This is a genomic window from Nocardia sp. NPDC051787 (genome assembly GCF_040681325.1).
Taxonomy (GTDB): Bacteria; Actinomycetota; Actinomycetes; order Mycobacteriales; family Mycobacteriaceae; genus Nocardia.
In genome coordinates, this window is record NZ_JBFAYO010000003.1 from 164,077 (window position 1) to 179,590 (window position 15,514).

Consider the following 15,514-nt stretch of genomic DNA (forward strand, 5'->3'; position numbering starts at 1 on the left):
GGCCAACCACTTCAACGCGGCTGCCGTGCACCAACCGATCCGGCAGTGGGAGAACCTCGAGTTGTCATCGCCAGGCGAGATCTCGTGATCGATGTGCCGGTGCGGAAGCTACGGCAGCCGCCGTCGAAGAGTCGAACTCTAGCGGGCGGTGTCCCGAGGGCACCGCCCGGAGTTACTCGCCGAACTCAGGGGCGTCCGTAGACGGCGGTGACGAATTCGCCGAGTTGGTTGTCGTCCAGGTGCCTGGCCAGGTCCGCCTCGCTGATCATGCCGACCAGCCGCTTGTTCTCGATCACCGGCATGCGCTTGACCCGGTTGCTTTCCATCTCGTCGAGAACGACCTCGATGTCGGCGTCGGCATCGACCCACCGCGGCGTCGCTTCGCACAGTTCTTCCACCCGCGTGCCGGATGGAGATTTGCCCTGAGCGATGCACTTCACGACGATGTCGCGGTCGGTGACGATGCCGCACATCCGTTCGTTCTCGTCCGCGATGACCAGGGAACCCACGCCGAGTTCGGCCATGAGTTTGCTGGCCCTTTCGACGGTTTCTTGCTTGGAGATCCACTGTGCGCCGGGCTTCATGATGTCCCTGGCAGTGGTCATGAGCTACCTCCTTGTGGTCAGCTGCGCTGATTAGGATGAAGCAGCCTTATTCTCCCGCAATTCACACCGAATGGTCTCGTTTTCTCGATACCGACGGCGATACCTGCCCCGGACCGGCCCGTGCCGGAAAGCGGAGCCGCGCGGACGATCTCGAGACTCAGGCGATCGCTCCGGTCGTGATCACGATGGTGGAGTTCTTGCCGATGGACGAGCCCGCCGACGGTTGCTGAGCCACGATACGGCCGACATTGCCCGGATCGAACACCGTGGACTGACTGATCTGCGAGAGACTGCCGGTCCAGCCGCTCTGGCGCAGTCTGTCCACCGCCTGCGCGGGTGTCAGGCCCCGGATCTCGGGCATGCTGATCTGGTCGCCGGTGGATACCTGGAGGACCACGGTCGATCCCTTGTCGGCCGACGAACCGCCGGCGGGTTTGGTGCCGATCACCTCGCCCTTCGGCTGCGAGGAGGCGACTTCCTGGATCTGAACCTTGAAATTGGCTCCCTCGATATTCGGCTGCGCGACGTCGATCGACTGGCCGATCACGTTCGGCACCCGAACCTTCTCGGGGCCGCCGCCGATGACGACCACGATGGGCCGACCCGCGTCGACCCGGGAGCCCGCCGCGGGCTCGGTGCCGATCACCTTGTCGGTGTCCTGGGTGCTGGAGGGCTTGCGCTCCACGTTCGGGTCCATCTGCAGACCGATGGAGTTGAGCTTCTGCTCGGCCTCCTGCTGGGTCAGACCGTCCAGCCTGGGCACCTGGACCTGTGCCGGTCCGCTGGACACCTGGACCGTGACGGTGCTTCCCTCATCGATCCTGGAGCCGCCGAGCGGCTGCGTGGCGATCACATTGCCCGTGGCGACCTTACCGTCGGGCTTCTGCTGGATCGCCACTGTGAATCCGAGCTTCTGCAGCGCGTCCTGCGCCTGCTGGGCGGACTTGTTGGACATGTCGGGAACCGCGACCTGATCCGGTCGGCTGCCCGGACCGATCAATACCCAGAACAGCGCGAGCACCACGGCGATCGCCGCCGCGGCGCCGAGAGCGATATAGGCGGTGCGGCGCTGGCCGTCCGGGTCGGCCGGCTCCTGCTCGGCGGTGTCGTCGTTGCGCTCGACGGTGCGGTAAGCGCGCGGCGGGGGTTCGTCCGAGCCCATGATGGTGGTGCGATCCTCTTCGGTCATCACCATCGGGGCGCTGGGCTTCTGGCCACCGAGCACCCGGATCAGGTCGGCGCGCATCTCGGCCGCGGTCTGGTATCGATTGGCGGGGTTCTTGCTCATCGCCTTGAGCACGACCGAGTCCAGTTCGCGCGGAACGCCGGGGAACACGTGCGAGGGCAGCCGCGGATCCTCCCGCACATGCTGGTAGGCGACGGCGATCGGCGAGTCGCCGGTGAAAGGCGGTTCGCCGGTGAGGATTTCGAACAGCACACAGCCGACGGAGTAGACATCCGAACGGGCGTCCACCGTCTCGCCGCGCGCCTGCTCCGGCGACAGATACTGCGCGGTTCCGATCACGGCCGCGGTCTGCGTCATCGGGTTCGAGCTGTCGGCGATCGCGCGGGCGATACCGAAGTCCATCACCTTCACCGCGCCGGACCGGTTGATCATGATGTTCGCGGGCTTCATGTCGCGGTGCACGATTCCGGCCTTGTGGCTGAAATCCAATGCGGCACAGACATCCGCGATGATCTCCATCGCACGCCGCGGCGGCAGCGGGCCCTTGCCGCGCACGATGTCGCGCAGCGTGTCGCCGTCCACGTACTCCATCACGATGTACGGCAGCGGACCGCCGTCCACCTCGGCCTCACCGGTGTCGTAGACCGCGACGATGGCTGGGTGATTGAGCGCGGCGGCGTTCTGCGCCTCCCGCTTGAACCGGAGGTAGAACGTGGGGTCGCGCGCCAAGTCGGCCCGCAGCACTTTGATCGCCACGTCCCGGCTCAGCCGGATATCGCGCGCCTTGTGCACTTCGGACATGCCGCCGAACCCGATGATCTCGCCCAGCTCGTAGCGCGAGGAGAGATTCTTCGGGGTCGTCATGGCTGTCCTTGCGAAGAAGTAGCGGATCCGCTGCGGGGGGCCGTCGGGCCTTGGGCACCCGGGAGCCCGGGGAAGGGTATTTGGATGGTCGGAACGCGCGGCAAGGTGGAGGTGGTGGTCGGCGCGGTCGTCGTCGGCTTCGTCGTGCTCGGTGCCGTGGTGGTGGTGGTCGGCGTGGTCGTCGTCGGCTCCGGGGTCGTGGTCGTCGGCTCGGTGGTGATCGGTTCCGGAATGGTCGTGATCACCGGCGGAGGCGCTGGCTTGGGGGTGGTGGTGACCACCGGCGGGACCGGCTTCGGATTCGGCGCGACCGTCGAGGTCGGCGACGGCGTCGAGTCCGGGTTGGTATCGCCGCCGAACAGCAGGTAAGTCGTGATCGCGCCGAAAAGCAGGGCACCGAGGCCGAGCCCGGCCAGCCATTTCTGCGTCGGGGTGGGCCGTTTGCCGCTGGGTGGTTGATTGCCGTCGGCGCTGTGGCTCAGCATCGTCGCCGGAGCCGCGGCCGCACCGGCGCGAGTCGCGGGGCCGACCGCCCCGGCCGCGGGCGTCGAGTAACGCACCGTCGCGCCGTCGAAATCAGCCGGTGCGGAGGGGATCACGGCCGTCGGGCCGGGCGGCAACACCCGGGTGGCTCCAGTCAGCGGTGCGCCAGGATGGGCGCCGCTCGGCGGCGGTGGACGACGGCCGGCGCGCACCGCGGCGACCGCGTCGGCGAACTCGCCGCCGCGGGCGTAGCGACGCCCCGGGTCCTTCTCCATCGTGATCTCGATCAGCTCGCGCACGTTGCCGGGCAGATCGGCGGGCATCGGCGGCGGGGTCTCGCGGACATGCTTCATCGCCACGGTGATCGCGCCGTCGCCGGTGAACGGCCGCTGCCCGGCGAGCGCCTCGTAACCGACCACGCCGAGCGCATACACATCGCTGGCCGCGGTGGCGTCCTCGCCGACCGCCTGCTCCGGCGCGATGTACTGGGCGGTGCCCATCACCATGCCGGTCTTCGTCACCGGCGACGCATCCACCGCCTTGGCGATGCCGAAGTCGGTAATCTTCACCTGACCGGTCGGCGTGACCAGGATGTTGCCCGGTTTCACGTCGCGGTGCACCACGCCCGCGCGGTGTGCCACGTCCAGCGCGCGCCCGGTCTGCTCCAGCATGTCCAGGCCCTGGGCCACCGACAGCCTGCCGAGCCGGTTCAGCACGGTGTTCAGCGGCTCGCCTTGGACCAACTCCATGACCAGGTAGGCGGTCTCGCCGCCCTGCGGGTCGATGGTCTCGCCGTAGTCGAAGATCCCGGCGATACCGGGGTGATTCAACTGGGCGGTCGTCTTCGCCTCGGTGCGGAACCGATGCCGGAAGGTGGGGTCGGCCGAGAACTCCGACTTCAGCACCTTGACCGCGACTCTGCGGTCGAGCCTGGTGTCCAGGGCTTCCCAGACCTGGCCCATGCCGCCGGTCGCGATCAGTCGCTGCAGCCGGTACCGGTCGGCGATCATCGCACCGTTTGTCAGCATCGAGGTCCCCGTACCTTCACTCGCACATCCATATCGTTCAGCCCCCTCGAAGACCCGCGTCCAGGACCGCGCGAGCCACCGGTGCGGCCACCGAGCCGCCGGTCGCGGCCAGCGCCCGGTCCCCGCCGTTCTCCACGATCACCGCGATGGCGATCTTCGGGTTCTGCGCGGGGGCGAACGCGATGTACCAGGCGTGCGGCGGCGTCTTGCGCGGGTTGGTTCCGTGCTCCGCGGTGCCGGTCTTGGACGCGATCTGATACGGGGTCTGGCCACCTCCGGCGGTGTTGCTCTCCGACGCGACCATCAGGTTGGTCAGCGTCGACGCTACCTCCGCGCTGACCGCTTGTCCGACCGAGACCGGTTTGGTCTTGGACAGTTCGCTCAGATCGGGGCCTTGCAGCTGATCGACCAGGTAGGGCTCCATTCGGACGCCGCCGTTGGCGATGGTCGCCGCGACGACCGCGTTCTGCAGCGGGGTCAGGGCCACATCCCGCTGCCCGATGCTGCTCTGGGCCAGCGCCGCGTCGTCGGGGATCGTGCCGACGGTGCTCTCCGCCACCGGCATCGGGATGCCGCGGTGCGGTCCGACGCCGAACGCGGCGGCCTCGTCCTTGACATTCGCCGCGCCGACCTTGACGCCGAGTTCGGCGAAGGCCGTGTTGCACGACCGCCGGAACGCCTCGAAGAGCGAAGCGGTCAGGTTGGGGCCGCAGGTGGAACCGTTGTAGTTCTCCAGGGTGGTCGTGGTACCTGGCAGCGTGATGTTCGGCGCCGCGGTGAACTGGTCGTCGGGAGTCGCTGTGCCGTTGGCAAGCGCAGCGGCGGTGACGACCACTTTGAACGTGGATCCGGGCGGGTATGTCTGTGAGATAGCGCGATTCAACATCGGATGGCGCGGATCCGCACTCAGCGTTTCCCACGCCTGGGTGCCGCGTGCGCCGTCGTGCCCGGACAGCCGGTTCGGGTCGTAGCTCGGCGTGGAGACCATGGTGAGAATCTTGCCCGTGCTCGGCTCGATGGCCACCACCGAGCCGGTGTAGCCCTTGCTGGTCATCTGTTCGTAGGCGACCTGCTGCATCACCGGGTTGAGCGTGGTGAGCACGTTGCCACCGCGCGGATCCCGGCCGGAGACCAGGTCGACGAGGCGGCTGCCGAAGAGCTTGTTGTCGGAGCCGTTCAGCACCGAGTCCTCGGCACGCTCCAACCCGGTGCTGCCGTATTGCATCGAGTAGAAACCCGTGGCCGGCGCGTACGCCTCGGGCTCGGTCGGATAGGTGCGCAGGTACTTGTACCGGTCGTCGGTCGCGACCGAGCTGGCCAGCACGGTGCCGCTGGCCGAGATCTGCCCGCGCTGGCGGGAGTACTCATCCAGCAGCACCCGCGAGTTGCGTGGGTCGGAGCGGAGATCGTCGGCCTTGATCACCTGAACGTAGGTGGCGTTCGCCAGGAGCGCGACGACCATCACCATCACCGCGACCGCGACTCGGCGTAGTGGAGTGTTCATATCGCGGCCCCCGCTTCCGGTCGTCCCGCGTCGCGGCGCAGCAACTCGGTTTGCGCGTCGGCGATCGGCGCCGGTTCCTTCTTGCGCACCGGCGCGGGCGCGCGGGCGGCGTCGGAGATCTTGATCAGCAAAGCCAGCAAGGCGTAGTTGGCCAGCAGCGAAGAGCCGCCGTAGGACATGAACGGCGTGGTGAGACCGGTCAGCGGAATCAGTTTGGTCACCCCGCCGACGACGACGAACAGCTGGATCGCGATGGTGAACGACAGGCCGGCCGCGAGGAGCTTGCCGAAGCTGTCGCGCACTGCCAGCGCCGTGCGCAGTCCGCGCACCACGAACACCAGGAACAGCACCAGGACCGCGGTGAGCCCGATCAGCCCGAGTTCCTCACCGATCGTGGTGATGATGAAGTCGGTCTTGGCGAAGGGCACCTGGTTGGGCCTGCCGCTGCCGAGGCCGGTGCCCGCGAGACCGCCCGTGGCCAGCCCGAACAGCGACTGCGAGATCTGGTAGCCGGTGTTGTTGTAGTCGTCGAACGGGTGCAGCCAGGTCTCCACCCGGACCCGGACGTGGCCGAAGAGCTGGTAGGCGAAGAAGAACCCCAGCGCGAGCAGACCGCCGCCGATGACCAGCCAGCCGACCCGTTCGGTGGCGATGTAGAGCATCACCAGCACGGTGCTGAAGATCAGCAGCGAGGTACCGAGATCCTTCTCGAACACCAGCACGCCGATGCACACGATCCAGACCGCCAGAATGGGACCGAGATCGCGACCGCGCGGGAACTCCATACCGAGCACGTGGCGCCCCGCGGCGGTGAACAGCTCGCGCTTGGCGACCAGCACCGAGGCGAAGAAGATGATCAGCAGGATCTTCGCGAACTCACCCGGCTGGACACTGAACCCGGGCAGCCGGATCCAGATCTTCGCGCCATTGGTCTCGGAGAACTTGCTGGGCAGGATGGCCGGAATGGCCAGTGCGACAAGGCCGATCAGGCCGAGGGTGTAGCTGTAGCGGGCGAGCGTGCGGTAGTCCCGTAAGGCGATCAGCAGGGTGATGAACACGAGCGTGCCCAGCGCGGTCCACAGAATCTGCTGGTTGGCGTCAGGGGAGGGCAGCGCCCACGAGTTGTAAGCGGCGGTCTGCTGGTCGGCCAGGTCGAGCCGATGGATCAGCACGAGCCCGAGTCCGTTGAGCAGCGCGACGATCGGCAGCAGCAGCGGATCGGCGAACGGAGCGAACCGCCGTACCGCCAGGTGCGCGATACCGAACAACGCCAGATATGCCAGACCGTACTTGGCGATATCCACGGTGATCGACTGTTCCTGACTGGCTTCGACCAGGAAGAGGGACACGGTCGTGATCACCGCCGCCGCGGCGAGCAGCAACAGTTCGACATTTCGTCTGGTGCTCGGCGGTGGCGCGGGAGCGAAGCCGCCCGGGGGACTGGGAAAGGCTCCAGCCGACGGCGGTGACGGTGCGGACATCAGTCCGTCACCCGACAGTTCTCCCCCGTGGTCTGGGGGTTCGGCGACGTGCTCGACGGCGAGGCGGGAGCTTCCGACTTCGTCGGCGTCTTGATCTCGGTGCCGCGTGCGTCACCCTGCTCCGGCGCTGGCGCTGGCGCTGGCGCTGGCGCTGGAGCAGGGGCGGGCGACGCGGGGGCGGGAGCAGCGCCGTTGGGCGCGGGCTCGGTGGGCGGGACCACACCCGGTTGCGGCGTCGATTCCTTGACCGGGCACGGCGGCAACAGCTCGCGCTGGGCGAGATAGGTCATCGAGTCCTTGGCCTTGTCCAGCGAACCCGGCGGCAGCCCCTTGTCCACCTGATCGCGGCCGGTCTGCTTCAGATCGCTGATCTTCAGCGGCTTGCACGAAGACGGCACGTCCTCGCCCGGCTCGCTCAGGGTGAGTTCCCCGTTGCGGGTCACACAGCCGACCAGGTTCACGTCGTGGATGGAATAGCCGAGGATCGATCCGGGCAGCCCGCGCAGGATCACCACCGAACCGTCGTCGGCGCCGACGTAGTAGTTGCTGCGGATCATCTTGTAGCCGACCAGGAGCCCGACGCACACGGCGACGACCAGCGCCAGCGCGAGCACGATCCACCGCAGCCGGTGCGACTTCTTGACCGGGGGCTCCGGTGCTGCGGCGGCCCGGCGCGGCGCGGTGCGCGGCGGACGCAGCGCGGAGGCCCGGCCCGCGGCCGTGTTGGGGGGCGGCGTGTCGTCGTCGACGCCGGATGCGGCGCCCGCCACGATCGGGTGGCTCTGGCCGTAGTCCAGATCGATGACGTCGGCCACGACGACGGTCACGTTGTCCGGACCGCCGCTGCGCAACGCGAGCTCGATGAGCCGATCGGCGCATTCGTCGGTGGTGCCCTCGCGCATCGTGTTCGCGATGGTCTCGTCGCTGACCACGTCCGACAGTCCGTCGGAGCACAGCAGGTACCGGTCTCCGGCGCGCGACTCACGCATGATCAGCGTGGGCTCGATCTCGTTTCCGGTGAGCGCACGCATGATCAGCGACCGCTGCGGATGCGTGTGCGCCTGCTCGGGTGTGATCCTGCCCTCGTCCACCAGTGACTGGACGAAAGTGTCGTCCCGGGTGATCTGGGTGAGCTCGCCACCGCGCAGCAGATACGCGCGCGAGTCGCCGATGTGCACGAGGCCGAGTTTCTTGCCCGCGAACAGGATTGCGGTGAGCGTGGTGCCCATGCCGTCGAGCTCGGGCTCTTCCTCGACTTGATCGGCGATGGCGGCATTGCCCTCGCGGGTCGCCGTGTCGAGCTTGCCGAGCAGGTCGTCGCCCGGTTCGTCGTCGTCGAGGTGGGCCAGCGCGGCGATCATCAACTGGGACGCGACTTCTCCGGCGGCATGGCCGCCCATGCCGTCGGCGAGTGCGAGCAGTCGTGCACCCGCGTACACGGAATCTTCGTTGTTACCTCGGACGAGACCGCGGTCGCTGCGCGCTGCGTAGCGGAGAACAAGTGTCACGATCGCAGCTCGATCACTGTTTTGCCGACACGGACCGGAGTGCCGAGCGGGACTCGGACGGCGGTGGTGACTTTTGCGCGGTCGAGGTACGTGCCGTTCGTCGAGCCGAGGTCTTCCACGTACCAGTCGTCACCACGCGGAGACAGCCGCGCATGTCGAGTCGAGGCGTAGTCATCGGTGAGTACCAGCGTGGAATCGTCCGCACGTCCGATCAGCACCGGTTGGGTGCCGAGCGAGATGCGGGTGCCGGCGAGTGAACCCTGCGTCACCACAAGAAATTTGGCGCCCTTCTGGCCCCGGCTGAAGGACGGCAGCACCGCGGAGCCGCGTGCGGCCCTGGGCTGGATCCGAATGCCGGATGCCGCGTAGATGTCGCTGCGCAACGTGCGCAGCACAGCCCACACGAACAACCACAACAGCAGAAGGAACCCCGCACGGGTCAGTTGCAGGATCAGTCCCTGCACGGCGCTCCACCTCCTGTTCGACCGTGTACGTCGGTGCCGTAGGTGCGGTTCGACCACCCCCACCAGCCTGCTGGTCTTGCCGGCCCCGGTATCGGCGCCGCGCGTGTGTTGGCAGCATCATAGGGCCGTCGGTCGATTTCGATCACGATACGACCGACGAATCCCTCGAGAGCCATCTCGTGACCTGCACCGCGAGCTTACGGGATCAGACTATGCGGATCAGGATCTCGGAGTGCCCGGCACGGATGACATCCCCGTCGGCGAGCTGCCAATCCTGCACGGGAGAACCGTTCACCAAGGTGCCGTTGGTGGAGCCGAGATCGGACAACATCGCGGTCTGGCCGTCCCAGCGCACCTCGATGTGCCTGCGCGAGACGCCCGTGTCGGGCAGGCGGAAGTGCGCGTCCTGGCCGCGGCCGATGATGTTGCTGCCTTCCCGTAGCTGGTAAGTCCGGCCGCTGCCGTCGTCCAGCTGAAGGGTGGCCGAGTAGCCCGAGCCGGTCTGCGGCGCCGCGCCGTAGCCCTGGCCGCCTGCGTAGCCCTGCGCCGTGCCGTAGCCCGGCTGCTGCGAGTAGGCCTGGCCGTAACCGCCCTGGTCATCCTGGCCGTAGCCGCCCTGGTCGGGGTAGTTCTGGTCGCCGTAGCCAGGGTCGTTGTAGCCCGGCTGCGCGTACCCGGACTGGCCGTAGCCCTGGTTTTGCTGACCATAGCCCGATTCGGCGTAGCCCTGCTGGCCGTAACCGGATTCGGCGTAGCCCTGCTGGCCGTAACCGGCGTCGCTGTAGCCCTGCTGGCCGTAACCCGATTCGGCGTAGCCCTGCTGACCATAGCCGCGGTCCGCGTAGCCTTGCTGGCCGTAGCCGGATTCGGCGTAGCCCTGCTGGCCGTAACCGGCGTCGCTGTAGCCCTGCTGGCCGTAACCCTGGCCGCCCTGCTGGTAGTCGTAGCCGTTCTGGTAGTCGCTATAACCCTGCTGTGCGTCCGGGGCCTGGTAATCCGCCCCGTACGCGCCACTGCGGCCGTAGTCGTCGCGGTACGCGCCGTTCTGCGGACCGCCGCGACCAGCAGGCGGTGGAGCGTACCCGCGGTTGCGTGGATCGGACTCCGCGGGCTCACGGCTCGGGTCGTAGCCTGAGTTCTGCGTCATGGGGCCAGCTCCTGGTTGCGGGTTTGCAGGTCGTTGTGGCGGTGATTCGGGGCGGCGAGCCGCGCTGGCTCTGCGGCCGACATCGGGGTCGACGCGGCCACTTGCCCTGAACTGTCCGGTGTGCAGCGTAGGTGATGCCTCGAACGCCACGTGTACTTCGCCGTAGGTCTGCCAGCCTTGCTCGCGGATGTAGTCCTGTAGATGTTTGGCGAACGCGCGTGTAGTGAGGTCGTGGTCGGCGTCCAGTTGTTCGTGATCCGAGGAGTTGATCGTGATCACATAACTGTTAGGCGCCAGCAGATGCCCGCCGCCGAGATCCTGGACATGATCGGCGGCCTCGCGTTGCAGCGCCGCCTCCACCTCCTGGGGCACGACATTGCCGCCGAACACTCTGGCGAAGACGTCCCCGACGGCGCCCTGCAGGCGACGCTCGAACCGCGAAACGATGCCCATCTCGGCCTCCCTTCGGTGAGCGTCTCTTTCCTGATTCGTAACAACGACACGCGTGTATGGCGTGTCGCTTATCGACCACGTTCATTGCATGATATCCACGATCGTCCACACCTGTAACTCTTGGTGACGGCGCTGGGTTCCCCGACCCGTTCAGGCCCCCTGTCAGGCCCCTGAAATGGCGATTTCGTATCCGACGCGGGAGCGTGATACTGTCTCCCAGTCGCTCGGGCGAGTGGCGGAATGGCAGACGCGCTGGCTTCAGGTGCCAGTGTCCTTCGGGACGTGGGGGTTCAAGTCCCCCTTCGCCCACTTCACTCGTGAGAGGCCCGTGCTCGTGGAGAGCACGGGCCTTTCTCGTTTCGTCGTGTTTTGTGGGGGTGCAACCCCACGCCCCGCCCGGAGGGGCTTCCCCCCGGACCCCCTCCGTTGGGGTTGCGTTGGCGGGGACGGTTGCGTCGAGTTGGGACGGTTGTGGTGGGCGGAGACGGTTGCACTGGGCTGAACAGTGTGGCCGGAGTCTCACAGGGGGCTTCCCGAGGGGCCTTTGTGCCGAGGCGCTTCTTATCGGTCAGGCGGACATGCCGTGGCGTTCGCGGAATCGTCGTTCGAACTCGGCAATGAACTTCGCCGGAGGTATGGCGGATGAGGAGTGCTCGAACGCGCCGTCGTCGGCGACGTAGAAGATTGCCCTAGTGGTTGGGGGTGTCCCTTCGGGCGCAGGCACGTGCACCATCCAGCCGACGCTGAAGCGCTCGGCGGTCAGCTGGGAAAGCGGATAGCCCGTCGTGTCCAGCTGGCGTCCGGTGATGTAGTCCCGTACCCGGCTGATCGCCTGTTCCGCGGGCATCGGCTCCGGCTCCGTCGAGGTCAAACCGGCGACCGAGTACTGGTAGAGCGCACCGTCAATGTCGAAGCGCCCGTCATCGCCGAAGACGGCGACCAGCTTCTCTCGGGTCACCCTGCCTGCCTCGGCGGCGGACATCAGTGCCCTGATGGCGTCCGGCGCGGCTTTGCCCTGACTGTCGGCGAGCACGCCCGCCACGATCTTCATCGCGGTGTCACGTGTCCACATGCCCGGCACCGCCGGGGCGCACTCCTGGGCCGGTGGGGACTGGCCGCGGTACCACCGCCCCGCCTCCCACCAGTAGCAGAACGACAGCAGGCCCGACGCGGCGCGCGGGTTCAACACCGGGTCGGCCACCCATTCCGGCGCGCCGCCATAGAGTTCCGGCATCGGCGCGCCACCGTTGTACACCGCGTCCAACGTGACTGCGTTCCACACGCCACCCGACAAAACGGCCCGCCCGGCCGGAAGCACATGCAATGTCGACCCGCCGCGTGCGGTGCCTTCGAACATGCCGACCCAGGGCAGCATCCGCGGCCCCCAATCCGACTTCGCGGCCACGAACGCCGCGGCGATGGTGGTCCACCGGGCCCACATCTGCGGGAACGGCGGGAACTCACCCTCCGCCAGCACCGCCCACACCTGCTCATCCCGGTCGCCACGAGCCTGCGCGGCCGCCTGCTGCGGAGTGCGGCGCTGCCGGTCACCGTGACCGATATACGCGGCCAGCCACACTGGCACTTTCTCGCGCGGGTATGCCTCGATGTCGGCCCGATACGCCTCCGGAACGAAGAGCTGCCCGTCCGGGAAGGGCTCCTCGCCGTAGTCGTAGGCGACCTCGATCTCGCCCGCACTGGTCAATGCGATCATCATCCGCCACCACGGTTCCGCGCCAGAACCGGCCGCGATCGCGCGGTGCTCCCGGACGATGGCAAGCACCGGCTCCGGCGCGTCTACCGGCATCGCTTGCTCGCCAACGGTATACACGAGCTGGGCGATGTCACCCACCACCGTGACCGCGAACACCGCGTCCGCCCGCTGCCAGCCCGTCGGTGCGTGCGCCGCCAGCGCACGAGCGAGCGGGTGTTCGGCGGTCAGCCCACCGGGTTCGTCTGCCACGTCGTTCTCCTTTATCGATGTCGAGCCACCGGTTCCGCTGTGGCACCGCCGTGTAAGTAGTGCCCGCTCCTGTCGGCGGTGTCAACGCGAGGTCGAAAATAACTGGGGCGCGATATGACGTGCTCAGCGTAGAACGGTCGAAGCCCGCTACAAGAGCCTCGGAAACGACGTCGTCCGCTCTATTTCCGACACGGGCCGTCCGCCCTGACCTCGATCTTTCGCGGAGCCTGCGGCCCGGCGTGATCGGGTTCGGATTGGGTTTCGGTTGCTGGTGAGCAGCCGGTGGGCAACAGGGAGTAGCCCGGTCAGCGGGTGGCTGCCGGGTTCCACGGGCCCGGATAGTGTCCTTTCGGGGTTGTCGGGGCGGGTTAGTGCTGGTCAGCCCGGTTGCAGGCGGATGTGGGCGGTGGTGGCCAAGCTGGTGTGCGGGGCGTGCCGTGGCAGGTGGAGCAGGGTGCGGCGGGCGTGGCGGGCCATGCGGGCGGGCAGTGAGAACAGTTGCAAGCGAAAGGTTTTCGGTTCCCAGCGGCATGCGGGGTGGTCGTGCAGGGCGATCGTTTGCAGCCAGGCGGTCAGGTCCAGGGCGAGGGCGACGATCGCCAGCCAGATCTGGTTGGCGTCGAAACCACGGAGCGGCAGGTTGAGCGGGCCGGTGTCTTTCGCGGCGCGGATGCGGCCTTCGCAGCGCGGCGGCGGTGCCGTAACTCCAGGTCGGGCAGCTGGCCTTTGCGGGTGTTGGTGACGAACGCGGTTCAGCCGTAGGCCATCGACGTCGGTGAACCGGAGTTGCGGGCCGGGGGGTTCGGCGACCGGTTCGCCGGTACCGGCGGTGCCGTGGTCGGCGAAGGAGAACAGCAGGGTATCGGTAGGTCACCGGCGAGGTGCCCGCGCGCGGCGCGGGTCCTTTTCCGATGACCTCCGACCCAAACCGGGCATGCGACTTTCACCGCACCCGGCTTTCCAGTGACCTTCGTATTCCTTCAGCCGTCCGTATGGATAGTGGTGTGACAGGAACCGCAGACCACGAGGGTCTTTCTTCGTTTCCTGAGCATCACCGTGACCCATTCGGGGTGTGGCTGGCTGCGGTCGGCGAGTTCAGCGAGCGTGCGGACGTGGTGGACGACGATGTCGTCCACCGCCTTGCAGAGCTCGCAGTGTCCTGCCAGGAGCCTGGAGATCAGCTCCTTGCGCCTGGCGGTAACGCTGACGGTGGACTTATCCACGATCATGGCGTTCTTCATAAGGTTGTAGTTGTTCGGGATTGGATGTCCCGGATGCCTGGAACGGCGGGGAGTGGCTGATGGGTTCTTGCCGTTGGGTGGCTTCCAAGGAGTGGTCGCCCCGCTGTTCCGGACGCCTTGGCCGCTGATTGAAATCTGTGCGCGACGTCGCTGTTTATGGAGATGCAGGCAGGGTCGTCCGCGGGGTTTGGTTGCAAGGAGCGGAGGTCGGGCCAGGTGAAGGTCCGCGAAAAAGTGTGGGTCGGAATCGATGTCGGCAAGGCGGCCCACCACGGGTGTGTGGTGGATCAGGCGGGCAAGGTCGTGTTCTCCCAGAAGGTGGTCAACGGCCAGGCCGCGATCGAGGCGCTGATCGCCCGGGTCCGAGCCAAGGCCATCGAGGTCATCTGGGCGGTGGACATGACCTCCGGCGCGGCGGGGCTGCTGCTGGCCTTGCTGGCGGCCACTGGGGATCCGGTCGTCTATGTGCCTGGCCGGTTGGTCAACCGCATGGCCGGAGCGTTCGCCGGGGAAGGAAAAACCGATGCCAAAGACGCCCGCACCACCGCCGAAACCGCCCGCCTGCGTGGCGATCTGACGACAATCACCAGCACTGATCAGATCGTGACCGACCTGAAGGTGCTCATCGCGCGCCGCGAGAACCTCATGACCGACTGGGTGCGTGGGGTCAACCAGCTGCGTGAGATCCTGGCCTCGATCTTCCCCGCGCTGGAACGCGCCTTCGACTATTCGACCCGTTCGGCGTTGATCCTGCTCACCGGGTTCCAAACCCCGGACGGCCTGCGGGAGGCCGGTAACGACGGTATGCGAACCCACCTGCTCGAACACGGCGCCTGGGCCAGAGGTATCGCGGTCATGACCGACAAGGCTCTGGCCGCTGCCGCCGAGCAGACCATCACACTGCCCAGTGAAGCCGTCACCGCACCGCTGATCGCCCGGCTGGCGCAGCAGTTGCTCGATCTCGACCGCGAGGTCAAAGACCTCGACAAACAGCTCACCGCGCGATTCGGCGAGCACCCCCACGCCGCGGCCATCACTAGCGTCGACGGGTTCGGCCCGATCCTGGGCGCGCAGCTGCTCGCCGACGCCGGCGGCGACCTGCGCACCGTCTTCGGCAGCGTCGCCCGGCTGGCCGCCTACGCCGGGCTGGCCCCGGTGCCCCGCGACTCGGGCCGGGTCAAGGGAAACCTGCACCGCCCCAAGCGTTATCACCGCGGGATGCGCAAGGTGTTCTACATGGCCGCGCTGTCGAGCATCCGCCGCGCCGACGGCCCGTCGCGCGCCTTCTACCAGAAGAAACGAGCCGAGGGGAAAGCCCACACCCAAGCACTCATCGCGCTGGCCCGCCGCCTCATCGACGTCATCTGGGCACTCGTACGTGACAACCGCACCTTCGCCCTCGAGGCACCGGCCCCGATCAGCACCGCGGCTTGACACGATCATTGAAACTCCTTGCGCCGCAACGGAATACCACCGAACATGGCGATCAGTGGTTTCCTGCCAGGCCGCTCGGTGACCACTTGCATGCAGGTTCGCGGTCAGGCCACGCCTGCCGCGTTCACGCAGGACACCCAGCACCGTTTCGGC

The 15,514-nt window shown here is 67.4% G+C and carries 11 protein-coding genes, 1 tRNA gene and 1 pseudogene; 2 read left to right on the top strand and 11 right to left on the bottom strand.

From position 1 onward, the window contains the following. Positions 1-185 precede the first annotated feature (185 nt). From AB0M45_RS04565 to AB0M45_RS04600, 8 genes are all read right to left on the bottom strand, one after another. Positions 186-605 (bottom strand): CBS domain-containing protein, encoded by a 420-nt coding sequence (locus AB0M45_RS04565; protein ID WP_364322801.1) that lies wholly within the window; start codon positions 603-605, stop codon positions 186-188. A 157-nt stretch (positions 606-762) separates the two neighbouring features. Next, positions 763-2,655 carry a Stk1 family PASTA domain-containing Ser/Thr kinase gene (gene pknB / locus AB0M45_RS04570; RefSeq protein ID WP_364322802.1) on the bottom strand — a complete coding sequence of 631 codons (1,893 nt, stop codon included), beginning with the start codon at positions 2,653-2,655 and terminating at the stop codon, positions 763-765. After that, positions 2,652-4,166 (bottom strand): protein kinase, encoded by a 1,515-nt coding sequence (locus AB0M45_RS04575; protein WP_364322804.1) that lies wholly within the window; start codon positions 4,164-4,166, stop codon positions 2,652-2,654. The genes pknB and AB0M45_RS04575 overlap by 4 nt, the downstream gene beginning before the upstream one ends. A gap of 37 nt (positions 4,167-4,203) precedes the next feature. Further along, complete coding sequence (locus tag AB0M45_RS04580; RefSeq protein ID WP_364322806.1) at positions 4,204-5,670, bottom strand: penicillin-binding protein 2; 1,467 nt, start codon at positions 5,668-5,670, stop codon at positions 4,204-4,206. Further along, positions 5,667-7,151, bottom strand: coding sequence for an FtsW/RodA/SpoVE family cell cycle protein (locus AB0M45_RS04585; protein WP_364322807.1), 1,485 nt, complete (start codon positions 7,149-7,151; stop codon positions 5,667-5,669). Before AB0M45_RS04585 ends, AB0M45_RS04580 begins: the two co-directional genes overlap by 4 nt. Further along, entirely contained in the window at positions 7,151-8,659 is a 1,509-nt protein-coding gene (locus tag AB0M45_RS04590) for a PP2C family serine/threonine-protein phosphatase (RefSeq protein WP_364322809.1), read from the bottom strand. Before AB0M45_RS04590 ends, AB0M45_RS04585 begins: the two co-directional genes overlap by 1 nt. Continuing rightward, complete coding sequence (locus AB0M45_RS04595) at positions 8,656-9,123, bottom strand: FHA domain-containing protein (protein ID WP_014980860.1); 468 nt, start codon at positions 9,121-9,123, stop codon at positions 8,656-8,658. Before AB0M45_RS04595 ends, AB0M45_RS04590 begins: the two co-directional genes overlap by 4 nt. Before the next feature lie 205 nt (positions 9,124-9,328). Further along, positions 9,329-10,723 carry an FhaA domain-containing protein gene (locus tag AB0M45_RS04600; protein ID WP_364322812.1) on the bottom strand — a complete coding sequence of 465 codons (1,395 nt, stop codon included), beginning with the start codon at positions 10,721-10,723 and terminating at the stop codon, positions 9,329-9,331. 226 nt (positions 10,724-10,949) lie between these two features. Here AB0M45_RS04600 and AB0M45_RS04605 point away from each other — a divergent pair. Then, positions 10,950-11,032, top strand: a tRNA-Leu gene (locus tag AB0M45_RS04605). A gap of 259 nt (positions 11,033-11,291) precedes the next feature. Here the strand turns inward: AB0M45_RS04605 and AB0M45_RS04610 are convergent. The 3 genes and pseudogenes from AB0M45_RS04610 to AB0M45_RS04620 form a co-directional block, all read right to left on the bottom strand. Then, on the bottom strand, positions 11,292-12,686 hold the full coding sequence (locus AB0M45_RS04610; RefSeq protein ID WP_364322814.1) for a hypothetical protein: 1,395 nt from the start codon (positions 12,684-12,686) through the stop codon (positions 11,292-11,294). Positions 12,687-13,064: 378 nt separating this feature from the next. Further along, a pseudogene (locus AB0M45_RS04615) lies at positions 13,065-13,484 on the bottom strand (transposase); the annotation flags it as partial. A 182-nt stretch (positions 13,485-13,666) separates the two neighbouring features. Then, positions 13,667-13,927 (bottom strand): hypothetical protein, encoded by a 261-nt coding sequence (locus AB0M45_RS04620; protein ID WP_364322816.1) that lies wholly within the window; start codon positions 13,925-13,927, stop codon positions 13,667-13,669. A gap of 216 nt (positions 13,928-14,143) precedes the next feature. Here AB0M45_RS04620 and AB0M45_RS04625 point away from each other — a divergent pair, with 216 nt between their 5' ends. Next, positions 14,144-15,361: an IS110 family transposase gene (locus AB0M45_RS04625; RefSeq protein WP_364322818.1), complete on the top strand. Its 1,218-nt coding sequence runs from the start codon at positions 14,144-14,146 to the stop codon at positions 15,359-15,361. The last annotated feature ends 153 nt before the right edge of the window (positions 15,362-15,514 follow it).

What these genes read in the sequence shown, in the direction of transcription:
- AB0M45_RS04565 (WP_364322801.1), bottom strand. Translation starts at nt 605, where the DNA reads ATGACCACTGCCAGGGACATCATGAAGCCCGGCGCACAGTGGATCTCC.
- pknB (WP_364322802.1), bottom strand. Translation starts at nt 2,655, where the DNA reads ATGACGACCCCGAAGAATCTCTCCTCGCGCTACGAGCTGGGCGAGATC.
- AB0M45_RS04575 (WP_364322804.1), bottom strand. Translation starts at nt 4,166, where the DNA reads ATGCTGACAAACGGTGCGATGATCGCCGACCGGTACCGGCTGCAGCGA.
- AB0M45_RS04580 (WP_364322806.1), bottom strand. Translation starts at nt 5,670, where the DNA reads ATGAACACTCCACTACGCCGAGTCGCGGTCGCGGTGATGGTGATGGTC.
- AB0M45_RS04585 (WP_364322807.1), bottom strand. Translation starts at nt 7,151, where the DNA reads ATGTCCGCACCGTCACCGCCGTCGGCTGGAGCCTTTCCCAGTCCCCCG.
- AB0M45_RS04600 (WP_364322812.1), bottom strand. Translation starts at nt 10,723, where the DNA reads ATGGGCATCGTTTCGCGGTTCGAGCGTCGCCTGCAGGGCGCCGTCGGG.
- AB0M45_RS04620 (WP_364322816.1), bottom strand. Translation starts at nt 13,927, where the DNA reads ATGAAGAACGCCATGATCGTGGATAAGTCCACCGTCAGCGTTACCGCC.